The 23,853-nt window shown below is 69.2% G+C and carries 22 protein-coding genes and 1 tRNA gene; 10 read left to right on the top strand and 13 right to left on the bottom strand.

The window, feature by feature from the left end; genetic code table 11:
- Positions 1–15: 15 nt before the first annotated feature.
- A complete protein-coding gene (locus QMO76_RS06390; RefSeq protein ID WP_306360262.1) occupies positions 16–561 on the bottom strand; it encodes a dihydrofolate reductase family protein in 546 nt (181 codons plus the stop codon).
- A gap of 120 nt (positions 562–681) precedes the next feature.
- Here QMO76_RS06390 and QMO76_RS06395 point away from each other — a divergent pair, with 120 nt between their 5' ends.
- Positions 682–1,266, top strand: a complete 585-nt coding sequence (locus tag QMO76_RS06395) for a hypothetical protein (RefSeq protein WP_306360263.1) — start codon at positions 682–684, stop codon at positions 1,264–1,266.
- Between the two features lie 159 nt (positions 1,267–1,425).
- On the top strand, positions 1,426–1,776 hold the full coding sequence (locus QMO76_RS06400; protein WP_306360264.1) for a MarR family winged helix-turn-helix transcriptional regulator: 351 nt from the start codon (positions 1,426–1,428) through the stop codon (positions 1,774–1,776).
- A 225-nt stretch (positions 1,777–2,001) separates the two neighbouring features.
- Here QMO76_RS06400 and QMO76_RS06405 read toward each other — a convergent pair whose 3' ends face one another.
- The 8 genes from QMO76_RS06405 to QMO76_RS06440 form a co-directional block, all read right to left on the bottom strand.
- Positions 2,002–2,481, bottom strand: a complete 480-nt coding sequence (locus QMO76_RS06405) for an ADP-ribosyltransferase domain-containing protein (protein WP_306360265.1) — start codon at positions 2,479–2,481, stop codon at positions 2,002–2,004.
- A 248-nt stretch (positions 2,482–2,729) separates the two neighbouring features.
- Complete coding sequence (locus QMO76_RS06410; protein ID WP_306360266.1) at positions 2,730–3,932, bottom strand: RNA polymerase sigma factor; 1,203 nt, start codon at positions 3,930–3,932, stop codon at positions 2,730–2,732.
- A complete protein-coding gene (locus tag QMO76_RS06415; protein WP_306360267.1) occupies positions 3,929–4,270 on the bottom strand; it encodes a YciI family protein in 342 nt (113 codons plus the stop codon). The genes QMO76_RS06410 and QMO76_RS06415 overlap by 4 nt, the downstream gene beginning before the upstream one ends.
- A 6-nt stretch (positions 4,271–4,276) precedes the next feature.
- Positions 4,277–4,861: a dihydrofolate reductase family protein gene (locus QMO76_RS06420; RefSeq protein ID WP_306360268.1), complete on the bottom strand. Its 585-nt coding sequence runs from the start codon at positions 4,859–4,861 to the stop codon at positions 4,277–4,279.
- 341 nt (positions 4,862–5,202) lie between these two features.
- A tRNA-Arg gene (locus QMO76_RS06425) sits at positions 5,203–5,278 on the bottom strand.
- A 112-nt stretch (positions 5,279–5,390) separates the two neighbouring features.
- The gene (locus tag QMO76_RS06430; protein WP_306360269.1) at positions 5,391–6,410 is read right to left on the bottom strand and encodes a HEAT repeat domain-containing protein; all 1,020 of its coding nucleotides are present in this window, start codon (positions 6,408–6,410) and stop codon (positions 5,391–5,393) included.
- Positions 6,404–7,063 (bottom strand): HEAT repeat domain-containing protein, encoded by a 660-nt coding sequence (locus tag QMO76_RS06435; RefSeq protein ID WP_306360270.1) that lies wholly within the window; start codon positions 7,061–7,063, stop codon positions 6,404–6,406. Before QMO76_RS06435 ends, QMO76_RS06430 begins: the two co-directional genes overlap by 7 nt.
- Before the next feature lie 33 nt (positions 7,064–7,096).
- A complete protein-coding gene (locus QMO76_RS06440; RefSeq protein WP_306360271.1) occupies positions 7,097–8,560 on the bottom strand; it encodes an NAD(P)/FAD-dependent oxidoreductase in 1,464 nt (487 codons plus the stop codon).
- Positions 8,561–9,062: 502 nt separating this feature from the next.
- Here QMO76_RS06440 and QMO76_RS06445 point away from each other — a divergent pair.
- Positions 9,063–10,700 carry a long-chain fatty acid--CoA ligase gene (locus QMO76_RS06445; protein WP_306360272.1) on the top strand — a complete coding sequence of 546 codons (1,638 nt, stop codon included), beginning with the start codon at positions 9,063–9,065 and terminating at the stop codon, positions 10,698–10,700.
- Between the two features lie 188 nt (positions 10,701–10,888).
- Entirely contained in the window at positions 10,889–12,187 is a 1,299-nt protein-coding gene (locus tag QMO76_RS06450; RefSeq protein WP_306360273.1) for a CdaR family transcriptional regulator, read from the top strand.
- A gap of 132 nt (positions 12,188–12,319) precedes the next feature.
- Here the strand turns inward: QMO76_RS06450 and QMO76_RS06455 are convergent, their stop codons facing one another.
- The 3 genes from QMO76_RS06455 to QMO76_RS06465 all read right to left on the bottom strand — a co-directional run bounded on the left by QMO76_RS06455 (position 12,320) and on the right by QMO76_RS06465 (position 15,607).
- The gene (locus tag QMO76_RS06455) at positions 12,320–13,690 is read right to left on the bottom strand and encodes a lipase family protein (RefSeq protein WP_306360274.1); all 1,371 of its coding nucleotides are present in this window, start codon (positions 13,688–13,690) and stop codon (positions 12,320–12,322) included.
- A complete protein-coding gene (locus QMO76_RS06460; RefSeq protein ID WP_306360275.1) occupies positions 13,690–14,832 on the bottom strand; it encodes a triacylglycerol lipase in 1,143 nt (380 codons plus the stop codon). Before QMO76_RS06460 ends, QMO76_RS06455 begins: the two co-directional genes overlap by 1 nt.
- A 127-nt stretch (positions 14,833–14,959) precedes the next feature.
- Positions 14,960–15,607, bottom strand: a complete 648-nt coding sequence (locus QMO76_RS06465; protein WP_306360276.1) for a TetR/AcrR family transcriptional regulator — start codon at positions 15,605–15,607, stop codon at positions 14,960–14,962.
- Between the two features lie 369 nt (positions 15,608–15,976).
- On the opposite strand from QMO76_RS06465, the gene QMO76_RS06470 reads away from it, so the two are divergent.
- Entirely contained in the window at positions 15,977–17,596 is a 1,620-nt protein-coding gene (locus QMO76_RS06470; RefSeq protein WP_306360277.1) for an acyl-CoA synthetase, read from the top strand.
- 6 nt (positions 17,597–17,602) lie between these two features.
- Here QMO76_RS06470 and QMO76_RS06475 read toward each other — a convergent pair whose 3' ends face one another.
- Positions 17,603–18,871 (bottom strand): CdaR family transcriptional regulator, encoded by a 1,269-nt coding sequence (locus tag QMO76_RS06475; RefSeq protein WP_306360278.1) that lies wholly within the window; start codon positions 18,869–18,871, stop codon positions 17,603–17,605.
- A gap of 224 nt (positions 18,872–19,095) precedes the next feature.
- On the opposite strand from QMO76_RS06475, the gene QMO76_RS06480 reads away from it, so the two are divergent.
- From QMO76_RS06480 to QMO76_RS06500, 5 genes are read left to right on the top strand one after another with little or no spacing between them, the layout of a single operon-like run.
- On the top strand, positions 19,096–19,854 hold the full coding sequence (locus tag QMO76_RS06480; protein WP_306360279.1) for an ABC transporter ATP-binding protein: 759 nt from the start codon (positions 19,096–19,098) through the stop codon (positions 19,852–19,854).
- Between the two features lie 46 nt (positions 19,855–19,900).
- Positions 19,901–20,668 carry an ABC transporter ATP-binding protein gene (locus tag QMO76_RS06485; RefSeq protein ID WP_306360280.1) on the top strand — a complete coding sequence of 256 codons (768 nt, stop codon included), beginning with the start codon at positions 19,901–19,903 and terminating at the stop codon, positions 20,666–20,668.
- A 2-nt stretch (positions 20,669–20,670) separates the two neighbouring features.
- Positions 20,671–21,552: a branched-chain amino acid ABC transporter permease gene (locus tag QMO76_RS06490; protein ID WP_306360281.1), complete on the top strand. Its 882-nt coding sequence runs from the start codon at positions 20,671–20,673 to the stop codon at positions 21,550–21,552.
- Positions 21,549–22,604, top strand: coding sequence for a branched-chain amino acid ABC transporter permease (locus tag QMO76_RS06495; protein ID WP_306360282.1), 1,056 nt, complete (start codon positions 21,549–21,551; stop codon positions 22,602–22,604). The genes QMO76_RS06490 and QMO76_RS06495 overlap by 4 nt, the downstream gene beginning before the upstream one ends.
- Positions 22,594–23,844, top strand: coding sequence for an ABC transporter substrate-binding protein (locus QMO76_RS06500; RefSeq protein WP_306360283.1), 1,251 nt, complete (start codon positions 22,594–22,596; stop codon positions 23,842–23,844). The genes QMO76_RS06495 and QMO76_RS06500 overlap by 11 nt, the downstream gene beginning before the upstream one ends.
- Positions 23,845–23,853 lie beyond the last annotated feature (9 nt).

Consider the following 23,853-nt stretch of genomic DNA (forward strand, 5'->3'; position numbering starts at 1 on the left):
TGTGACTCGGGTCACTCAGACGGGCGCGTAGGTCAGGTTCAGCACGCCGGAGGCGAGGGCGGTCGACCGCACGAGGGTCAGCGGCGCTTCGGGGGTTCCGGCGGGGAACAATCGCGCGCCGCCGCCGAGCACCAGGGGGTGGATCAACAGGCGGAGTTCGTCGAGCAGGTTCGCTGCCAGTAGCGCGCGGACGAGGCTGATGCTGCCCTGGAGCAGGATGGTCCTTCCCGGCTGGCGCGCGAGTTCGGTGGTCGCGGCGATCAGGTCGCCGTCGAGCAGCGTGGTGTTGTGCCAGTCCGGCTTGTCGATCGCGGTGGAGGCGACGACCTTCCGCATGCCATTGATGGTGTCGGCCATCGGTCCGGTCCGATCCGGCCAGGCGGCGGCGAACGTCTCATAGGTGACGCGCCCCATGAGCAGCGTGTCGGCTTCGGAATACCACTGGCCGACAAGGTGATCCATCTCGTCGTCGTGATACGGCAGATGCCATTTCTCCGGTGCCTCCACGACGCCGTCGAGCGTGATGAACAGCCCGGCGACGAGCGTGCGTGTGGATTCCATGGTTTCCCTTTCGCATGGGACATCGAGCCTCGGTGGTCGTCCGAGGCCGTGCCGGTGGGTGCGGAGGATGATTCGCCGAGGAGCGGCGGGCACACCCGAAGATAGTGCCATAATGGAATAGTGTCAATCTGGAATTACATGCGAGATGCCAAAGCTCGCCTTCCGCTCATCGCGTCCGGCAGCTATGCCGCCCTCGCGACGGTGGTCTTCTGCACCATGCTCGCGGAGACGGTCTTCCTCTATCCGAACTACTTTCACGACATTCCGAACTCGCTGGTGGTGGCCGACGAGTTCACCGCTGTGGTGTCGGTCGGCAGTGTGATGCGGCCACTCGGCGCGGCCCTGACCCTGGCCGCGGTCGTGGCGGTCGCGGTCGGCCTGTGGGCCGGGCAGGCCCGGTTGTGGCTGCTTGCCTCACTGCTGTCGCTGGTATCGGGACTCGCCCTGCTGTCGATGCTCTACCTGTGGCCTCGCTGGACGATCCTGTTCGACGATCGCGCCCGGTACACGATCGACGAACTGAGCCGCACGGCTCGGGAGATCGAGAGCGCCCATGCGGTCCGCCTGGCCCTCGGTGCTCTCACCGCGCTGCTCGCGGTGATCGCGGCGCTGCGGACCTATCGGAACCGGATTCTGGAGACCGCGGGAACGGGCGGGCCTCGAACCGTGGCGTGCCAACCGACGGAAGGCGGGCCCGAAAAGTAGTCCCAGAATGGAATTATGTTAATCTGGCATCAAATCCGGCGCTGCGCGAGGCAGCCCATCGGCCGGTGACCAGATCGAGGATCGCAGATGTCATCACGCCCGCGTGTCGAGTCGAATATCCGCGCCCTGATCACAGGGGGCGTGCTGCACAATCACGCCGTGGCTCAACGGCTCGGCCTGCACGTCATCGACCTGCAGGCCCTGAACCTGCTGGCGATCGCGGGCGGCAGCATGGCGCCGTCCGCGCTGGCCGCGGCGATGCATACGCCCCGATCATCGGTCTCGCGCATCGTGCGACGCCTCGGGGAAGCCGGCTACGTGCACCGGCGCGAGTCGCCCACCGACCGCCGGAGCGTGACCGTCGAGCTCGACCACGAGCGCCTCGCGGACGTGACGGCGGAGTACCGGCAGCAATCCGATCGGCTGGCCCGTGTGCTCGCGGGCTTCGATGACGACGAGGTGGCGGTGATCGTGAGGTTTCTCGACGCGGTGCTCGATCGCGCGCCCTAGATGTGGATCCGCTCGACTTCCCGGACTCGATCCGCTTGTGCGAATGTGGCCGCGGCCCAGTCGATTCCCTCCGCCGCAGCGCTGGTCCCCGCCGCCTCGTTCGAAATGGAATTACTTGCGTGGAGCGATTCCCGGTGCCCGAGCACCGCCGGGACCGACGAGCTGGCTGCGGCGATGAACCTGATCGACACTGTCCCGCATGGATTCGCCTAGGGCGCAACAGGTTCAGATCTGGGTCAAATGGATCGAGGTTGTCGCGGTGAGCTGGTTGTATTTTCGTTTCACCACTTCGAACCGGCTGCCGGGCGCGAACAGGACCTCGTTCTCGCCCGGCCTCCTGGAGTATTCGCCGATCTGCTTGCCATGCTTGGAGGCGATCCGGAAGCGCACCGCGCCGGTGAAGGTTCCGTTTTTGGTAGAGGTACTCAGAAACGCCGTCTCTTCGATGACGTTGCCGAGCCGATAACGGGCGAGCACCGCGGGCGGCAACTCGGTCCCTCGATAGACCGTTCCCGTGTAGTCGGGCAGCTTGGTCAACGCCGCGCGAAGCGCTTCGACTTTGTCGCGGGTCAGCTGATCGAGGCGTCCGGCCCGCAGCGCCTCGTTCAGTCGAGAGAATTCCGGGCCCGAATAGGAGTCCAGTGCGAAGAGATCGTGCTCGGTGAGGCGGCTGGCGGTCGGCAGCGCTCGTATCGCGTGCCACATTCTCGAGCGTGCTGGCGAACGCTTTTGTGATTCGGGAATGCTCCGCCCCCGCGTCGTGGGTGGCCGTACGGAGCGGCTCGACGATCCGCTCACGAACGATCCGGCGCAGTCGACTCACCCAATTCTCCTCGGCCGAACTTCCCCGGCCGAGACATCGTAGGGCCGGCTGTGCCCTCGGCGAGCCGCCGGTGATCTGCACCTCTCGGATGTGCACCTCCGCGCCCGGCCTGGCTGGCTCGAGGACACACCTAGCCGAGTCGGTCGCGCCGGGCGATCAGGAAGTTGCGCTCCGACTGGTTCGCGGTGATCTGGGCCGCGGTGTCGAAGGCCCGCTGTGCTTCCCGGCTTCGTCCGAGGCGGGCGAGGAGGTCACCGCGGATCGCGTGGAACAGGTAATAGTTCCCGAGGTCCAGGTCATCCACCACGCGAAGTGCCGCTGCGGGGCCGTGGACCTCGGCGAGTGCGACCGCGCGGTTGAGCGCCGCGACCGGACCGGCGTCGAAGTGCAGGAGGCGGTCGTACAGTGCCAGGATCTGAGTCCAGTCGGTGACGGGGTCCGTGTGCACGGCGTTTATCGCGGCCAGGATCTGATACCGGCCCGGCTGGTCGCGGCGCAGGCACGCGCGGACGATCGCGCGGCCCTCCAGGACCAGATCGGCGTTCCAGCGTGAGCGGTCCTGGTCGGCCAGCCGAACCAGGCCGCCGTCCGGGTCGGTGCGGGCGGCGCGGCGGGCCTCGATCAGCAACATCAGCGCGAGAAGTCCGGCGGCCTCCGGTTCGTCCGGCATCAGTTCCACCAGCAACCGGGCGAGGCGGATCGCCTCGGCGCACAGATCGGCGCGGGCCAGTTCGGCGCCGGAGGTCGCGACGTATCCCTCGTTGAAGATCAGGTAGAGCACCGCGAGCACCGCACGGAGGCGATCGGGCAGATCGGCGTCGCTGGGCACCCGGTAAGGGATCTTGGCATCGCGTATCTTCGCCTTCGCCCGGACGAGGCGCTGCGCCATCGTCGGTTCGGGCACCAGGAAGGCGCGGGCGATCTCGGTCGTGGTCAGCCCGCCGAGCAGCCGCAGCGTGAGTGCAACCTGTGCGGGCATGGCCAGGGCCGGGTGGCAGCAGGTGAACACCAGCCGGAGGCGGTCATCGCGCACGGGACCCTCCTCGTCGGGTTCGTCCGGGCAGTGCAGGCGCTGAGCCTCGGCGTGCTTGTGCGCGCGGAGCGATTCGCGGCGTAGCTCGTCGATGGCCCGGTTGCGGGCGGTGGTGATGATCCAGCCGACCGGGCTGGGCGGCATGCCGTCGGCCGGCCAGCGTCGCAGGGCGGTGGTGAACGCTTCGGCGACGGCGTCCTCGGCCGTGCCGATGTCGCCGAGCCCGCGCACGAGCACGGCGACAGCCTTGCCGTACTCGGCGCGGAACACGGCTGCGATCTCCTGCGGTGTCGGACTCAATACGGTTCCACGTCCTGGAACGGGCGGACCTCGATCGGCAGCGTGGTCGCGGCGGCCGCCTTGCGCCCCCACTCCAGGGCGACATCGAGGTCGGGGGCGGTGATCACCCAAATCCCGCCGATGTGCTCCTTTCCCTCGACGTAGGGGCCGTCGGTGACCATGCCGTCGGCGCGCACGACGGTCGCGGTGCCCGGCGCGTGCAGGCCGCCGGTGAACACCCACGAGCCACTCTCGCGCAAATCCTGGTTGAACCGGTGCAGATCGGCCGCGATCCGGGCCATGGTCGCGGGGTCCGGTTCGCCTTCGGGCTGGTAGATAGAGAGCAGGTATTTCGGCATGGGTTCCTACTTGCGGGTGTAGCGGGCGATGATCACGCCCGTGGTGGTGGTGACGCTGCCGGTGAGGTCGAACTCGGTCAGTGGGGCGGGGCCCTCGAACAGCCGAGTGCCGGAGCCCAGGGTGAGCGGGTGGATCAGCAGCGTGTAGGTGTCGACGAGGCCGGCGGCGTGCAGGTCGCGGACCAGTGCGGCGCTGCCGATGATCGTCAGGTCCTTGCCCGGCTCGGCCTTGAGCTTTGCCACCGTCTCAGCGGCGTCGCCCGACAACAGGATCGAGTTCTGCCAGGCGTCCGCGTTCTCCAGAGTTCTGGAGGCGACATACTTGGTGGCCGCGTTCATGTGCGTGGTGAACGGGTTGTCGTCGGTGCGGGTGCCCCAGGCGGTGATGAAGTCCTTCCAGGTCCGGTGTCCGAACAGCATATCGGTCGGGTCGGCCATACTCTTGCCCATCTCGTGGCCCATGACTTGGTCGTTGTACTTGCCGCCCCAGCCCCCGTGGGTGAAGCCACCGCGGGTGTCCTCGTCGGGGCGGCCGAGGCCCTGGACGACTCCGTCGAGGGTGATGGACAACGTGGCGTTGACTTTGCGCATGATCATTCTCCCTTGCTCCTGCGGACCGCACCTCCGCGTCCCGCTCACCTTCTACACGAAGAGCCACCGGCGAAATCGACACCTGCGCCGAACTTTTTCCCGAACCCGGGAATGGAGGCTGACGGCGAGCGCGCCGCCTCGCCGCCCGGACAACGGGACTCCCGCAGGGGAGGTGACGCTCTCGCCCGATCCCGCAGCGGCCACGTTCCGAGTGCTGCAATGCATGGTGCGGACACGCTTCTGCGTGTCGTCGGAAGTCCACTGCTGCGCCACTCGGCCGACAAGATCGGGCACGCATTGGGCACGCGATCATGCTCTGGATGAATCTGCTCAGGTCAGGGTGGTGCCCTCGGCAGGATTCGAACCTGCGACACCCGCTTTAGGAGAGCGGTGCTCTATCCCCTGAGCTACGAGGGCTGGGTGGGGGCGCGGGGCGCCGCCTACCTGGACGCCGGGGAGTCTACCGGGTCACAGGGGTGAGGGCAGCATGCACGGGGGTGGGGGTGTTCGTCCAGGGGTTATCGGTGGGTCAGGGGGATTCGGGGGTGTGGGTGTCGGGGCGGTGGAGGAGGGCGGTGGCTATGCCGGAGACGGTGCGGTCGGGGTCGTGGGTGAGGTGGCGGAGGGTGGGGGTCGTCAGGGGGGTGGGGAGTTCGGCGAGGGCCTGGGTGAGGCGGATGCGGGGGGCGGGATCTGTTGGGTGGGTGGCTAGTTCGTTGGTGAGGGCGGTGAGGATGGGGGTGGACCAGGCGGGGTCGCGGGCCAGGGTGCCGAGGATTTCGGCGGCGTCGATGTCGTTGGGGCCGGTGGCAACGGTGTGCACGAGGACGGGGATGGATGCGGTGACGCCGCGGGCGCCCGCCGCCAAGGCCGCGTGGCGGCGGATGGCCGGGTCGGGGTCCGCCAGGGCGTCGGTGAGGGCCGCGGTCGCCTCGTCACCGGGCAGTTCGGCCAGCGCCAGCACCGCGCGCAGGCGGGTGGCGGTGTCGTCCGAGCGCAGGCCGCGGGCCACGCGCGGCACGCCGTCACCGCCCGCGCGGGCCAGCGCCCAGCGCAGCGCGCCCGCGACATTGGGGTCGGATTCGGTCAGGACCGCGTCGGCGAGCAGGTCGGCGGGCATGGCGGTGTCCTCGGCGGGGGCGAGGACGGCCTGTTGGCGGCGGGCGGCGTCGGGGGAGCGCAGGGCGTGCAGGAGTTCGACGATGCGCAGGACGTCGCGCCAGCCGTCGGGGTTCGCGGCGTCGACCGTGCGGAGGCGATCCAGCAGTTCGCGTTCGCGGTCGAGCCGGTCCTCGGTCTTTCGGATGAGGTCGCCGACCAGGGCGGAAGGGCTGAATTCGGGATCGTCGAGCGCGCGGCCGATCTCGCGCAGGGACAGTCCCAGCGAACGCAGCCCTTCCAGCAGGAAGAGGCGGCGGATGTCGGCGGCCGCGTACTCGCGGTAGCCGCCCAGCGTGCGGCCCGTCGGCCGGACCAGCCCGAGCGAGTCGTAGTGCCGGAGCATGCGGGCGCTCACGCCGAGCCGCCGCGCCACCTCACCGATCAGCACGCATTCGCCTCCTTCCGATCCGGTCCGAGCGCGACGACCCGGCGCGCCTCGTCGACGGCGAGCTCGAAACCGGCGTCCGGGTCGCGCAGCAGCCGCTGCGTGGCGCGGGCGTGTGCGTGGACCGCCGCGTCCCGGCTGGCGGCGGCCGCCTGCAACACCGGTTCGATCACCTCGCCCAGCGTGACCAGGGCGCGGCTCAGGCTGAGCTGTAGCTCCCGGTCGCCGCGGCCGAGCAGCGCACCCAGTTCCGTCGCCAGGCCCGCCCGCTCGGCCTCGGGTACCAGAATGACAGCGGCCCGCCAGGCACTGCGCGCCACCTCGTCGTCGGCGTCACGGAGCAGCCCGGTCGTGATGTCGGGCCACACCCCGCGGTACCCGATCTTGGACAGCGTGTGCAGCGCCTGACTACGGGCCTGCGCCGGCTCCGCCCGGAGTTCGGCGCGCAGTCGCGGCACGGTGAGTTCCGGCGGATAGCGGGTCAGCGCCCAGGTGAGCATGTCGCGCACGAAGAAGTCCGGCTCGATCGCGCACCGGGCGACGAGTGCGTCGACGACATCCGGCTCGCGCCGGGTGCCGATCGCCAGTGCCGCCGCGAGCCGGGTGGACGAGTTCTCGGCGGCCAGACCGGCGAGTAGTCCCTCTCGTGTGTTCATGCCGCCACTGAACACCTTGTCACCGTGACAAGGTCAAGCGCGCACGGCGACCTCGTAGTCGCCCGGCTCGAACTTGCGCGCCTTCCAGCGGAACAGCACGGTGGCGCCCGGCCAGTTGTTGGTGATGCGTCCGGAGGCATTGCGGTACCAGCTGGAGCAGAAGTTCCAGGGGGTGTCCTTCAACCGGTGCTGGAGCCAATCGTCCCAGGACTGTTCGACATTCGGGCGGGCGGACACGAAGCTGCCCGGCCGCCGCGCCAGATAGCCGATGGCCTGGCGGATGTAGCGGGCCTGCGCCTCCAGCATGTAGATGATGGAACCGGAGCCGACATTGGTGTTCGGGCCGTACATCATGAACATATTGGGGAAGTGCGGCACGGACATGCCCAGGTAGGCGCGGGCGCCCTCGGCCGCCCACTCGTCGGCCAGCTTGCGGCCGCCCAGTCCGTAGATATTCATGGGCGCGAGGAATTCGGTGCCCTTGAAACCGGTGCCGTAGATGATCACGTCGACCTCGTGTTCGACCCCGTCGGCGGTGCGGATGCCGGTCGGTGTCACCGCCTCGATGGCGGTGGTCTCCACGGCCACATTCGGCCGCGCCAGCGCGGGGAAGTACTCGTTGGAGAACAGCCCGCGCTTGCAGCCCGCCGCGTAGTCGGGGGTCAGCTTGGCGCGCAGCTCCGGGTCGGGCACCTGCTGCTCGCGGTGCCGGTCGGCGATGGCGATCACGGGCTTCTTGATCGCGGGGATATCGGTGAGCGCCAGCGCGAGCACCTCGAAGAAGGACCAGATCGCGAAGCGCTCCGCCAACCGCGTGGGCGGCACGTATTTGAACAGCGCGTGGTGCAGCGCCGAGTACTCGGTGTCGAACTTCGGCAGCACCCAGGCCGCCGAACGCTGGAAGAGAGTGAGGTGCGCGACCGTCGGCGCGATGGCCGGAATGTATTGGATGGCACTGGCTCCCGTGCCGATGCAGGCCACCCGTTTGCCGGTGAGATCGACGCCGTGATCCCACTGCGCCGAATGGAAGGCCGCACCGGTGAAGGAGTCGATGCCCGGCAGCTGCGGCACGGCCGGCCGGGACAGCTGGCCGACGGCCGGAACGAGGATGTCGGCGGTGCGGGTCGCGCCGTCCGCGGTGGTGACCCGCCAGACGCCCGCCCGCTCGTCGAATTCGGCGTCGGTGACCTCGACGCCGAATTCGATGTGCTCGGGGATGCGATGCTTGTCGGCGACCGCGCGCATGTATTCGTGGATGTCGCGCTGATGCGAAAAGCGGCGCGGCCAATCGGATTTCGGCTCGAACGACCACGAGTACAGCGGTGAGGGCACATCGCAGGCCGCGTTCGGGTAGGTGTTCTCCCGCCAGACGCCGCCCAGATCCGCGGCCTTCTCCAGCAGGGTGAAGTTGCCTATGCCGTGGCGGCGCAGTTCCAGCGCCATGCCCAGGCCCGCGAAACCCGCGCCGATGATCAGGATGGACGGCTCACGACTCATATACCGAAGGTAGAGGGCCGGGCGGTCGGTAGCGAAGACATCGCGGGACATGGAATCCATATTTTCGGCCAGCAGTGCGTGCGGGCAGCGGAGTACCCCCCCGGGTCACTGTCTCAACCAGCGAGTCTTCGCTCGACTGGACAGCTCAGAAAGCAACGCTTATATTTCACGGAAGAATTTACTTCAATTTGCTTGTCTCGGTTCGGGATTGGTGTTTTCTGCGGCGCCGCAGGGGGTGTCGTTGCCCATCGATGCCGTGCTGAGACCTCCGGGTCGGCTCGGCGCTGCGTGGGGCGGCGACGTGTCGGCATTCGGCTTGCGGGCGGCGAAGGTGGGGTTCGCCGCCCGCAAGTCGGCACATAATCTGCGGCGCGCTGCCCTCACTTTCCCGGCTCCGGGCGTGTTCGGTACCCCCGGTCACACAATGTCCGAATTCGGCTATCCTCGCCGGTTAGTGACCCGTCTCACGGTCACTCAGGGAAGTGCAAGGGAGCGGTTGGAAATGTTGAGCACCATGCAGGATGAGCAGTTGTCGCTGGCGACGCTGCTGCAGTACGCATCCACCTTCCAGGGCGACAGCACCGTGTCCACCTGGACCGGGGAGGGCGTCCGGACGCAGACCTACCGGGAGATCGGGGCCGATGCGGCGCGGTTGGCCAATGCCCTGCGTGGACTCGGCGTCGGCATCGGCGATCGGGTCGGCACCTTCATGTGGAACAACAACGAGCACATGGTCGCGTACGTGGCCGTGCCCGCCATGGGCGCGGTGCTGCACGCACTGAACATCCGGCTGTTCCCGGAGCAGTTGATCTACGTCGCCAATCACGCCGAGGACCAGGTCGTGATCGTGGACGGCACGCTGCTGCCCATGTTCGCCCAGTACCTGCCCAGCCTGAAGACCGTGCGCCACGTCATCGTGGCCAACGGCGACGCCGCCGCGCTCACCGCCCCCGAGGGCGTGCAGGTGCACTCCTACACCGACCTGCTCGCGGCGCAGCCGGACAGCTTCGACTACCCGATCATCGACGAACGCTCCGCCGCGGGCATGTGCTACACCTCCGGCACCACCGGCGATCCCAAGGGCGTCGTCTACTCGCACCGCTCCAACTGGCTGCACGCCGCCCAGGTGTGCGCGCCCAACGGCATGGGCTTCACCGCCGACGACACCGTGCTGGCCATCGTTCCGCTGTTCCACGCCAATGCCTGGGGCATCCCGTACGCCGCGCTCATGTCCGGGTCGAACCTGCTCATGCCCGACCGTTTCCTGCAGCCCGCACCGCTGCTGGAGATGATGGCCGCGGTCCAGCCCACCTTCGCGGCGGCCGTGCCGACCATCTGGGGCGGCGTGCTGGCCACCCTGGCCGCGCAGCCGCAGGACATCTCGCATCTGCGCACCTGTGTGGTGGGCGGTGCGGCGGTGCCGCCGTCGATGATGCACGCCTTCGAGGAGAAGTTCGGCGTGAAGCTGCTGCACGCCTGGGGCATGACCGAGACCTCGCCGCTGGGTTCGGTCTCGCATCCGCCGACCGGCACCGAGGGCGACGAGCGCTGGGCCTACCGCTACACGCAGGGCCGCTTCCCGGCCGGTGTGCAGGCGCGGCTGGTCGGCGACGACGGCAATGTCGTTCCGAATGACGGTGTTTCGCTGGGTGAGCTGGAGGTCAAGGGCCCCTGGATCACCGCCTCCTACTACTCGCCCGACGGCGCGCAGGTCGATCCGGACAAGTTCCACGACGGCTGGCTGCGCACCGGCGATGTTGGCAAGATCAGCCCCAACGGCTATCTGACGCTGGTGGACCGCTCCAAGGACGTGATCAAGTCCGGCGGCGAGTGGATCTCGTCGGTGGACCTGGAGAACGCGATCGTGGGGCACCCGGCCGTGGCCGAGGCCGCCGTCATCGGCATTCCGGACGAGAAGTGGGACGAGCGGCCGCTGGTCGCGGTGGTGCTGGCCGAGGGCGCCGCGGCCAAACCCGAAGAGCTGCGCGAATTCCTGGCCGACAAGTTCGCCAAGTGGCAGCTGCCGGAGTACTGGACGTTCATTTCCGAGGTGCCGAAAACCAGTGTGGGCAAGTACGACAAGAAGCGGCTGCGCGCTCGGTACGCCGAGGGCGAGCTGACGGTGACCAAGCTGTCCTGATCCGTTCCGATCGAATCCCGGTGGCGGGTGCGACTTCTCGTTCGCACCCGCCACCGCCGTTCGTGGTGACACGGTTGCGCTGTCATGCGTGATTGCCGCCGCGCGTGACAGCCATTACAGTGGAGCTCCAATGGGAACGTCAGCGTTCCTAAACGTCGGCGTTTTCAGCAGCTGTAGTGGAGTCGCGCATGATCGGAAGAGGGCATACCGCAACGACCACCGCATCCGACGGTATCGCGGCGGTGCGGACGATCTCGGCTCCGCTGCACGATGTGCGGGCGCTGTCGCAGCGGCTGGTCACCCACTTCACCGAGGCGGTGACCCCCATCGGCAACCTGCCCCGTGAGGTGCTGCGCGGCGAGGTCACCACGGTCACCCGCACCTGCCTGGAACTCGCCACCGGCGTGCTCGAGGGCCACGACGTCGAGGACAAGATCGAACGCCTGCACCGGGCGGGCGCGGAATGGGCGCGCGAGGGCATTCCCATCGGGGCCATCCACCGCGCGGTCCGCGACGGCGTGGAACTCGCCTTCGGACTGGTGCTGGAGGCCGCCGGACCCGACGACTACGCCCGGCTGATGGTCACCGCCCAGCGGTTCCTGGAAATCCTCGCGCTGATCAACGCGGCCTTCGCGGTCGCCTATGTGCGCGAGCACCGGGCGGCCGCGGCCGAACACCATACGGCCGTGCAGACGGTCACCTCCGCGCTACTGGCCGGACGCTCCGCGGCGACCATGGCGCGCTCCGGGGGAGTCGAGATAGCCGACTCGTATTCGGTTCTGGCACTGGGTATCCCGGAACCCCAGCCGCGGCCGGGGCTCGATCTCACCGTTGCCGCCCGGCGCACGCTGCGGCGAGTGCAGGCCGCGCTGTCCGCGCACACCGCCGGTCGTGGGCTGTCGCTGCTCGGCACCGAGGGCGGCACCGTGCTCGTCCCCGCCCCGGAACCGCTGCCGGTGGCGGATCTGGTGAGCCGACTGTCCGCGGCCACCGGGGTCGCGCTGACCGCCACCGTGGTGGAAACCGCCACCGGTGGCATTCCGGAGGCGGCCGAGCGCGCGCACGAACTGCTCGACATGGTGCACCGCCTCCAGTGCGCGCCCGGCCTCTACCGCTTCGACGATCTGGCGGTCGAATACCAGCTCACCCGGCCCGGGCCGGGCCGCGAGCACCTCGGCGCGCTGCTCGACCCGCTCGACGAGCATCCCGACCTCATGGAGACGCTGCGCACCTACGTCGCCAGCGACCACAGCCGACAGCGCGCCGCACGGGTGCTGGGGGTGCACACCAATACCGTGGACTACCGGCTCAAGCGCATCGCGCAGCTGACCGGATTCGATCCGTCGCGACCGTCCGGGCTGTGGCATCTGCGCTCCTCGCTGGTGGCGCGGACGTATCGGAATTCGGTGCCGGGGAACGCGTCCGCGGCCGGTGAGCCGCGGTCGGGCGGTATCGACCTGCTGGGCAAGGAATTCCAGCGTATCTGAACAGGGCTGTGGCACAGGGCTGCGGCACATTCGAGAAGCGCGGTGCGCCGCGGGCGTGGACGACGCATCCGGACATGGCAACGCGCCCCGGTCCTCGCGCGAGTAGGACCGGGGCGCGAGACGTCGATCGCCCTACGCCGGGGCGACTTCCGAGTCGTCGTGACGCGGGGCCGTCGGCCGGACATCGGCGGCGATCTCGACGCGCTCCCGAATCGGGCTGCCGGCAACCATTCTCGCGCACAGCTCGGCGAAATCCCGGTGCTGGGCCAGTGCCCGGCGAGAGGTCGCGACCGACCACACCGTATCGATCCCGGCGGGCTGGAGCGGGCGGCGCGCGAAACGGTCGGCCAGCCAATCCATCATGACCGGCGCGCCCAGGAACTGCAGCGGCAGGTGGGCACTGAGCCGATCGCGCAGATAGTGCACGTGGCCGCCGCCGTAGAGGTATCGCCACACTTGGGCGTCGACATCGCCGACGGAGATCACCTCGTCGTTCACGCCCTGCACGATCAGCATGGGCATATCCGGAACCCGGTGGCCGGGACGGATGTCGGCGAGGATGCGCTGCATCTCCGGATGCCCCAGGAAGGCGTCCAGGCCGCCGCGGACATGATCGTCGACACTGCGGAAGGCCAGTTTCGCCAGCAGCGGGAAGGTGGCGCTGGTCTCCGCGCGCAACAGCAGCCGCAGGTACTCGGCCGAGACCCGGGTGCGCATGATGCGGTCCAGCTGCGGATAGGCCCGGCGCAGCCCGGCGGTGAACACCATGGCGAAACCGGCGAAGGCGGAACCGTTCATGCGCACGAAGGCGGCCGCGGGATCACCAACCGGTGAGCCCGCGGCCGCGCCGACGATATCCAGTTCGGGGGCGTAGTCGGCGGCCAGTTCCGCCGCCCAGCTGGTGGCGAGACCGCCGCCGGAATAGCCCCACAGGCCGATGGGCGTACCGGCATTCAGTCCGAGCGGGTCGAAGCGCAGGGCGGCGCGGGCGGCGTCGAGGGCGCGGTAGCCGGGCTCGCGGGCCGCGCCGAACCGTCCGCCCAGCCCCTCGTGATCGGGGACCGAGACCGCCCAGCCGCGCGCCACGGCGGCGGCGATGAGCGGAAGCTCCAGTTGCGGAATGGCGCCGAGCGCCCGGGCACCGTGCCGTAACGCATAGGAGGGGAAGCATTTCGGGGCGACGGCGTCGATGGCGCACTGGAAGGAGACCAGCGGTCGCCCGGCGTTCGGATCGGCCTCCCAGGGCAGTGCGACCGTGGTCACCGCCGCCTCCGGGACGCCGTTCAGATCGCGGGTCCGGTACAGCAGCTGCCAGGCCGAGATCCGCTGTGGCACGGCTCCGAACAGGCTCAACTGGACCGGTCGGGAGCGCAGGATCTCGCCGGGCGCGAACCGCTCCAGCTCCGCGGGTGCGGCGTGGAACGGGTCCACGTCGGGGAGCACCGGCCGGGTGATGGGAGCGGGTTGCGGCCGGATGGGCACGGCCGGTGCGGTCTGCGGCATTACAGCTTCCCTCCGCCGCCGAGCATCCAGGGGTTGAAACTGCACACCAGATCCGGATGGGCGGCCGGATCGAGCGCGCGCAGTGCGATGGAGAGCGAGCGGGGCGAGTACAGGATGGTCAGATGGTCGGAGAAGTCCTGCTCGCAACCCTGCTGGAGCGTGATGTTCTCGACCGTGGCCTCCGGTCCCGCTTGCAGGAAGGTCCACTCGTACGGATTGGAGATCTGGTCGTGCCGGGTGCCGACCGAGGTATAGGAGACGCCCGGCACCGTATCGCCGTCCGCATTGAGAACCTGATAGAAGTGCGAACCGACGGCCTGCTGAATATTGGCCGTTCCCAGCAGCGGTCGGTAGAAGCCCATGATATTGACGCCCAGATTGGTGATGGTCCGGCCCAGCGTGGCAATTCCCATCAATGAGGTGCCGTGATTCGTCGCGCCGAAACCGATGACCTTTCCGACCTTTCCGCGGCCGCCTTCGAATTTCAGATACTGGCTCGTCACCGGGCCGCCCTGGGAATGGGCGATGACATCGACCTGTTCGGCACCGGTCGCGGCGAGAACCCGGTCGACCAGCGTGCCGAGCTGTTTCGCGGATTCCTCCATGGGGCCGACACCGTGGCGGCCCGGCATGATCTGGCCGATACCGCCGCCCTCCAGCATGCCGAGTCGACCGAAATTCGTTGTGAACACGCAGAATCCGGCCCGGGCGAGCTGGGGTGACAGATAGGCGAAACTGTCGTAGGCATTCAGCCAGGTGCCGTGCACCAGCACCACCGGGCGCGGACGTTCGGCGGTGGGCCGACAACTCCAGTCGTTCGCGCCGGGCGGCGCGGCGTCCGGCTGGGTGAGCCCGTGCGCGAAAGCCGCCAGGAAGGAGGACATCTCCGGGCCGCTGCCGCGGGTGTCGGTCGCGAAACTGCGCGTGGACGACGATCCCGAGCCGCTGCCGGTATCGACGACGAAGGTCGGGGTGCGGCCGTCGGCGGCGGGGACGAGGCCGGATTCGATATAGCGCGCCAGCCCCTCCGGTGTGGCCGGAATTTCCGGTTCGGCGGCGGCCGCTCCGCTCGACAGCGCCATGGCCGCGGCAGTGATGCTCGTGAGGGCAGCGCCCACGAGTGTCCGAATACCTCGTTGCATCGGAAACCTTTCGTCATTGTCCCGAATTCGACGGTAGGGCGCGCGAAACCCGCATGTCACTCACGCTGTGTCAACAGACAAAGCGGCCGGGCGGGAGCGGGTGACGGTTTGTGGCGGGCGACAGGGTTCAGTCGGGCAGCGGGTGGACCAGGGCGATGGCGGTGCGGGTGAACAGCGGCGCCAGCTGCGGCAGCGCCGTCGCGCCCCGCTCGTGCAGGCAGTCGCGGACCCGGTCGTCGATACCGCCGAGCAGCATGTCGATGGCCTCGGGATCCGGGTCGGCGGACAGATCGCCCTCGCGGACGCCGATCCGGGCCACGGCCATGATGTAGTCGGCGAACATGCGGTGCACGCGGGCGCGGTGCGCGATCAGCGCCGGCCCCGCCGCGAGGGTTTCCACGTAGAGCGCCCGGGCCGCGCCGGGCTGGCTCGCGAGGAAGGCCAGGTAGATCTCGAAGGAGATCCGCACCCGGTCGGCGAAGCGCACGCCTTCCATGCCGGTGACCGTGTCGCGCAGCCCGTCCAGTGCCGCCTGCACCGCGAGATCGTATGCGGCGGCGAAACATTCGTCCTTGCCGCCGAACATGGTGTAGAAGGTCCGGCGCGCCACCTTGGCGCGGCCGACGATATCGGCCACCGTGGTCGCGGCATAGCCGATCTCGCCCACCGACTCCAGCACCGCGGTACACAGCCTGCGGTACTGCGAACTCGTCACCTCTTCGCGGCTGAGCCGATGCCGTCCGCGCGGCAGCGGCCCCGCGGCCTCCTCACTCACATCGCACAGAATAGGTGCGACTGCGCCTGGATCACCGACCGACTCTCAGGGAGTGGGTTCGGTGCATCCCCGCTGAGCGCGGTCCGCCGCTACCTGGGCGCGGCTCGCCTCAGCGCCTGCCCACCGCGACCACCCGCGCCTACTCGACGCGACTGTCGCGCGTGCCCACCGGCCTGTCCGTCGCGACCGCCGTGCCTGTCCGTCGCGACCGCCGTGCCTGCCCGCGCGACCGTCGCACGTGCCCACCGGTCCTGCCCGGCGCGCGGGTCCGGTCTGGCGGGTGCGGTCGTTCCGTTCCGGCGATGGCCACCGTACGGTGGGGTTGCGGGCGGATGCCCGCACTTGGATGGGCGGGACGAGGAGGGCCGGGTGACGGTCGGGTTGCTCAAGGCGGTGGGGAATCGCGCGTATACGGAGATCGAATCGGCGCGGTTGGTGCTGCGCACCGGTGTGGTGAGCGTCGAATCGCCCGCGACCGTGGTGGCGGCGGCCACCGCCATGCTGCGGTACGGCACCATAGCGGCGGGACTGACGCTGTCGGCGGCCCGGTACGGGAATCGCACGGCGGTCATCGACGAACTCGGGTCGCTGACCTTCGCCGAGCTGGAGGAGCGGTCCAATCGACTCGCCAATGCCTGGCGGGCGCGGGGGCTGCGCGGCGGTGAGGGCGTGGCCATTCTGGCGCGCAACCACCGCGGCCTGCTGGACGCGATCTTCGCCGCGGCCAAGTGCGGTGCGCGAATCATCCTGCTGAACACTGATTTCGCCGGACCGCAGATCCGGGATGTCGCCACCCGGGAGGGCGCCGACCTGCTCGTCTACGACGACGAGTACGGGGACATGCTCGCCGGTGTCGCGCCGAAGCACGGCATCTGGCGCGCCTGGACCGAGAAGACCCGCCCGGACTGCCTGGAAGCGCTCATCGCCGAGGGCGACCCGGCGCCGCCGCCCGCGCCCGGCGCCATGCCCACCCTGATCCTGCTGACCTCCGGCACCACCGGCACCCCCAAGGGCGCGCCGCGCCCGGAACCGAAATCCCTGGCCGCCCTCGGCGCGCTGCTGTCGAAGGTGCCGTTTCGCGCGGGCGAGGTCACCGAATGCTGCGCCCCCATCTTCCACACCCTCGGATTCGCCTGCGCCATGCTGGGTCTCGGCTTCGGCTCCACCCTGGTGATCCGCCGCCGCTTCGACCCGCGGGCCACCGTCGAGAGCATGGAGCGGCACCGGGTCACCACGGTGATCGCGGTGCCGGTCATGCTCGCCCGCATCGTGGAACTCGGCGGCCGGGCGCTGGTCGGCCGGGATCTCAGCGCGCTGCGCATCATCTTCGTGGGCGGCTCCCAGCTCGGCGCGCAGCTGGCCCGCGACCTGACCGGCCTGTTCGGTCCGGTGGTCTACAACGTCTACGGCTCCACCGAGGTCGCCTACGCCACCATCGCCACGCCGGACGATCTGGCCGCCGAACCCGGCTGCGTGGGCAGCCCGGTGCTCGGTGCGCGGGTGGAGATCCTGGACGACCGGGGCCGCCGGGTGCCCGCCGGCACCACCGGCCGCATCTTCGTCGGCAATTCGGTGCAGTTCGACGGCTATACCGGTGGCGGCGGCAAGGAACGCGTGCGCGGCCTGATGTCTTCCGGCGATGTCGGCCATTTCGATGCCGCCGGAAGGCTTTTCATCGACGGCCGGGACGACGACATGATCGTCTCCGGCGGCGAGAACGTCTTCCCCGCCGAGGTGGAGGAGCTGCTGCACGCGCATCCGGAGGTCCGGGAGGCCGCGGTCATCGGCGTCGACGACGAGCGGTTCGGCGCGCGCCTGAAAGCGTTCGTGGTCCGACGTCCCGACGCCACTCTCACCGAGGACGGCACCAAAGCCTTCGTGAAGCGGAATCTGGCCCGCTACAAGGTTCCCCGCGAGGTCGTCTTCCTCGACGAACTGCCCCGCAACCCCACCGGCAAGGTGTTGAAGAAGCGTCTGCGTGAACTCTGACCCCGGTCACCGCGGCCCATCCTGCAGTTCGATCGCCACCAGCAGGTCGATCAGGTCCCCGACAGCGCGCGTGTTCCGCCCGGTCAGCTCCTGGATGCGGCCCAGCCGGTACTTCGCCGTATTGGGGTGGATGCAGAGCGCCTCCGCCGCCTCGCGCAGATTCATGTCCGCCGCGGCGAAGGCGCGGATGGTGGCCGCCAGCACCCCGCCGCGCGAGCGGTCCTCGGCCAGCAGCGTCGCGATGCGCGGGTCCACCAGATGCCGGGCGGTATCGTCGGCGCGCAGCACGAGATAGCGGAACGGCGTGAGATGCGGCAACGCCAGGACGCCGCCGTCCTCCGGCAGCAACTCCAGCGCCGAGCGCGACTCCTGATGCGCCCGTGGCAGATCCGCGATTCGGGTGACCACCGGGCTCACCCCGACGGCGAGCCGGATCCGGGCCGTGCGCAGTTTGTCGTGTGTCTCGCGCAGCCGCGCGCACAGCTCCTCGGTGCTGCCCCGGCCGAGCGCCGGAATCGCCACCACCTCGTCGCGGTAGGGCCCCGCCAGCGTGCGCAGGCCGTTCACGCCGACCCGGGCCAGTGATGACGCGGTGAGTTGCGTTGCGTCCGAATCGGTGTCGTGCGGGCCGAGCAGCACGGCGGTGATCACCACCAGCGGTGCGGCGGCGTCGACGCCGAGGCCGAATCCGTGCGCCAGCGACAGCTGCGGACTCCCTTCCGGCAGTGCGCCGCTCAGCAGTGTCTCCAGCAGTTCCCGGCTCGCGTGGCCGTTCTCGGACTGGTAGCGCTGGAATTCCAGATAGGCGTTGGCGGCCTGGGTGCTGATCAGATCGCAGTACCGGTTCAGCGGCACCACCATCGACAGCGCGGCCTCACGGTCGTCCTCGGAATCGCCCGCGTAGTCCATGAGGGATTTCCACAGCGCCTGCTGCCCCAGCCGGAAGGCGTTGATGTAGTCGACCAGCGCGAGCCCGGCCCGCGCCCGCCGGGCCGCCGCCCGCCGCGTGTAGGCGATATCGCCGGGCGTGACCTTCCGATTCTCGAGCAGCGCGCCCAGCCCGATCCGACACAGCTCGGCGAGTTGATCGTGCACATCGGCGTGGAAGGTCTCGTCCCGGGCGGCATAGGCGGGAATCCGGCTCATGATGGCGGAGACGCCGACATCGGCCATGTCGTGCACGTGGTCGAACAGCCGGGTCACGATGCGCGTGCGGGCGGCCAGAACGCTCTCGGAGTAATGCACGGCTCCGATCGATTGTGATCCAGCGGACATGGGACGGGATTAATCCACGCTTCGCCGTGGCGTGTCAACGCCGTCATTGTGACGCAGACCATGTCCACGGGAGACAAATGCGGCCCGCGAAGTTGGTCCTCCGCATCCAGTGTGCCCCCTGACCTGCGAATTTACGCTGAGCGAGTTCTATCCCTGCGGTGGCGGGCGCGGTTCGCGCCCGATACCGACGACAGTCCGCCGCCGCGCGGCGGACCGGAGGACGCATGCTCGAAATCTCCCAACTCACGCTCCGCTTCGGCGGGATCACCGCGCTGTCGGACGTCGGTTTCCGGGTCGCCGCCGGTCGCATGGTCGGTCTCATCGGGCCCAACGGCGCGGGCAAGACCACCCTGTTCAACTGCCTGACCCGGCGGTACACACCCGATGCCGGAACCATCGGCTACGAGGGCGCGTCGCTGCTGGAGCAGCCGCCGCACGCCCTGGCCGACCTCGGCATCGCCCGGACCTTCCAGAACCTCGGCCTCTTCACACGCATGTCCGTGCGGGACAACGTGCTCGTCGGCGCGCACCACCGCGCCCGCGCCGGATTCCTGGCCGCCGGACTGCGGCTGCCTCGGGTGCGCCGTGCGGAGGCGCGACTGCGCGCGGAGGTGGACGAGCTGCTGGAGCGGCTGGAACTGACCGAGGTGGCCGACCGGCCCGCCGTCGGCCTGCCCTTCGGCACGCTCAAGCGCATCGAACTGGCCCGGGCGCTCGCGGTGCGGCCGCGGCTGCTGCTGCTCGACGAACCCGTCAACGGCCTCAGTCACGGCGAGGTCGACGAATTCGCCGAACGGCTGCGCGCCCTGCGACGCGACCTCGGGCTCACCGTGATCGTGGTCGAACACCACATGGGCTTCGTCATGGGCACCTGTGAGCACGTCGTGTGCCTGGAATTCGGCCGCGTCATCGCCGACGGCGAACCCGAAGCCGTGCAACGCGATCCGGCCGTGGTCGCCGCCTACCTGGGCAGCGCCGCATGAGCGGGGGAGCGGTGGCCGCGTGGTCGGAGCCCGGCGAGGCGGCGGCATGAGCGGGGTACGGACGAGCGCCGCCGGGCGGTCGGTGGGGTCGCCGGAGGGGCCGTTCCTCACCGTCGACGACGTGCACGCCGGATACGGCGGGGCGCGGGTGCTGCACGGGGTCGACTTCGCGGTGCGTCGCGGCGAGGTGTGCGCGGTGCTCGGACCCAATGGGGCGGGCAAGACCACCCTGTTGCGGGCGCTGTGCGGAATGGTGAAGGTGCGCGGTGAGATTCGGCTCGACGGCATCGAGATAACGGGGCGCGCACCGGAATCGGTGGCGCGACTGGGTGTCGCCCACGTCCCCGAGGGACGGGGCACCTTCCCGGCGCTGACCGTCGAGGAGAACCTGCGGGTCGGGGCCTACACCCGGCGCGACCGCACCCGCGTGGACGCCGACCTGGCCCGGGTCTTCGACTTCTTCCCGGTGCTGCGGGAGAAGCTGGCCGAACCCGCGGGCAGCCTGTCCGGCGGTCAGCAGCAGATGCTGGCCATCGGCCGCGCGCTCATGCTGCGGCCCCGGCTGCTGCTGCTCGACGAACCCTCCCTCGGACTCTCGCCCCTGGTCACCCAGGAGCTCTTCCAGATCGTGCACACCATCAACGCCGAGGAACGCACCACCGTGATAGTCGTCGAACAGAACGCGCACCTGGCGCTGAAGATCGCCCAGCACGCGCATGTGCTCGAGGCCGGGCGAATCGTGTTGTCCGGCACCGCCGCCGCCATCCGCGCCGACGACCAGGTCGCGCGGTCCTACCTGGGATACCGGGTGTGATCGTGTCCGGACCCCTGCAACAGCTCATCGAAGGGCTCAGCGCCGGTGCGATCTACGCCGGTCTGGCGCTGGCCATGGTGCTCATCTATCGGTTCACCGGCATCGTCAACTTCGCCCAGGGCGAGCTCGCCATGTTCTCCGCCTTCCTGGCCTGGCAGTTCACCGAGATGGGCATGCCGTTCTGGCAGGCGCTCATCGCCACGCTGGTCGTCTCGTTCCTCGGCGGCATGCTCATCGAACGGGTGGTGATCCGGCCCGTCGAGGGCGCACCCGAACTCACCCTGGTGATCGTCACCGTCGGGTTGTACTTCTTCGTCAACGCCGCGGCCGGATGGATCTGGTCCTACCAGGTGAAGTCCTTCCCGAATCCCTTCCCCGACGGTGCTTTACGCGCCGGGGGAGTGACCGCCGGATACGGCAGCCTCGGGGTGATCGCGGTGGTGGCGCTGGTCATGGCGCTCATCTACCTGCTCTTCCGCTACACCAAGATCGGCCTCGCCATGCGGGCGGTGGCGAGCAATCCCGTCTCGGCGCGGCTGTCCGGTATTCGGGTCGGCGTCGTCCTGGCCCTCGGCTGGGGACTGTCCGCCCTGGTCGGGGCGGTCTCCGGGGTGCTGTCGGCGCCCGTGCTCTTTCTCGAACCCAACATGATGGGAGGGGTTCTCATCTACGCCTTCGCCGCCGCCACGCTGGGTGGCTTCGACAGTCCGGGCGGCGCGGTGGCCGGTGGCCTCATCGTCGGCGTCGCCGAAACCCTCACCGGCGCTTACGTGGACGCCATCGGCACCGAACTCAAGATCGGTGTGCCGCTGGTGATCATCCTCGGCGTCCTGCTGCTGCGCCCACAGGGGCTGTTCGGGCGAGCGGTGGTGGAGCGGGTATGAGCGACGAGACTACCGTGATGGCCGAGAACAGCGCGGCCGCAATTTCTTCCGGTCCGCCGGATCGTCCTCGGACCGCCTGGCCGGTGCGCCACCGGAACCTGGTGGCCGCGCTGGTGCTGCTGGGCGTCGCCTGCTACGCGCCTTTCCAGCTCGCGCCCTTCCACACCTTCCAGCTGTCCATGGCGCTGGTGTACGCCATCGCCCTGCTCGGCCTGAACCTGCTGGTGGGGCAGACCGGGCAGATCTCGCTGGGGCACGGCGCGTTCCTGGCCATCGGCGCGTACACCACCGCCGTGCTGCTGGATCGCTGGGACGTACCGCATTTCGCGACCCTGCCGGTGGCCGCCGCACTGACCTTCGTGCTCGGCTACGGGCTCGGCGTGCCCGCGCTGCGGCTGCGCGGGCTCTATCTGGCCCTGGTCACCCTGGCCATCGCCATCTTCCTGGTACCGCTGCTCAAGCGCTTCGAAACGCTGACCGGCGGTTCCATGGGGCTCACCGTGGGCAAGCCGGAGGCGCCCGCGTGGACCGGGCTGGCCGAGGACCAGTGGCTGTACCTGCTGACCCTCGCGGTCGCGGCGGTGAGCTACCTGTTCGTCGCCGGGGTGGTGCGCTCGCGAGTCGGCCGGGCACTCAACGCCATTCGCGATCACGAGACGGCGGCGGAGGTGATGGGCGTGCGGCCCGCGCACTACAAGACCCTCGCGTTCGCCTGGAGCGCCATGTTCGCCGGGATCGCGGGCTGTGTCTACACCTGGGTGATCGCCTTCGTCTCGCCCGACTCCTTCGCCACCGGCCTGTCCATCACGCTGCTGGCCGGGCTGGTCGTCGGCGGACTGGGCTCGCTGTGGGGGCCGCTGCTGGGCGGGCTGTTCGTCATGTACGTCCCCGGCCTCGCCCAGGACGTCAATCAGGCCGCGCCCGGCGTGGTCTTCGGACTGCTGCTCATCGCGGTCATGTACCTCGCACCGACCGGATTGGCCGGACTCGCCGACCGGGCGGGGCAGTGGACAGGAAAACTCGTTCGGAAAGGGAAAGCCAATGCGCACTGAGGCCATTCGCGTCATCGGAGCCACGGCGGCCGTGCTGCTCGCGGCGACCGCCTGCGGTGGACGCGGCGAGGGTGACGGCACCGTCGCCCAGGGCGACTGCAAGGGACAGCAGACGGTCGGCATCACCGACTCGAGTATCGAACTCGGCGGCGTCTACCCGCTCTCCGGCCCGGCATCGGCCTACGGGGAGATACCCAAGGGCGTGCGGGCCTACTTCGACTACATCAATGCCGAGCACGGCGGAATCGACGGCCGCACGGTCGAATACCAGGTGCGCGACGACGGCTACCAGCCGCCCAAAACCGTGGAGGAGGTGCGCCGCCTGGTCGAACAGGACCAGGTGTTCGCCATCTTCCAGACCCTGGGCACCCCCACCTCCTCCGCCGTCTGGGACTACCTGAACCAGCGCGAGGTGCCGCAGATCTTCGTCGCCGGCGGAGCCACCAAATGGGGCGCGGACACCGAACATCCGTGGACCATCGGCTGGCAGCCCAGCTATCGGGCCGAGGGCCGGGCCTTCGCGGAATTCGTGAAGCAGGAGCGGCCCGACGCCACCGTCGCCGTGCTCTATCAGAACGACGACTTCGGAAAAGACCTGCGCGACAACTTCGTCGAAGCCATCGGCGGCAGCGGGGTGCGGGTGGTGGCCGAACAGAGTTACGAGGTCACCGATCCCACCGTCGATCCGCAGCTGCGGAATCTGGCCAACTCGAAAGCCGATGTGCTGCTCAACTTCTCGACACCCAAGTTCGCTTCCCAAGCGCTGGCCGGGGACGCCCGCAACCCGGACTGGAATCCGCTGCACATCCTGTCCATGGTGTCCAACTCGCTCAGCGTGCTGAAACCGGTCGGGCTGGAGGATGTGCAGGGCGTGGTGTCCGGTGCGTTCACCAAGGATCCGGCCGATCCGCGCTGGGCCGACGATCCGGCCATCACGCTCTACAGGGAGAAACTGGCCACCTACGCCCCGGGCGCGGACCCGACCAATACCTACACCCTGATCGGCTGGGCCGCCGCCGACAGCTTCGCCAAGACCTTCGCATCCGCGAAATGCGCCACCCGCGAAGGACTCAGCGCCGCGGCGCGGTCGCTGTCCGGCGTGCAGATCGACACCCTGCTACCCGGAATCACCCTCACCACCGGACCCGACGACGCCTTCCCCATGGAAGGCGTGCAGATCCAGCGTTTCGAGGACGACCACTGGACCGCCGTCGGCCCCGTCATCGACACCAGCGAATAACCCCGTCCC

The sequence above is a fragment of the Nocardia sp. CC227C genome (assembly GCF_030767025.1).
In the GTDB taxonomy this organism is placed as follows: Bacteria; Actinomycetota; Actinomycetes; order Mycobacteriales; family Mycobacteriaceae; genus Nocardia.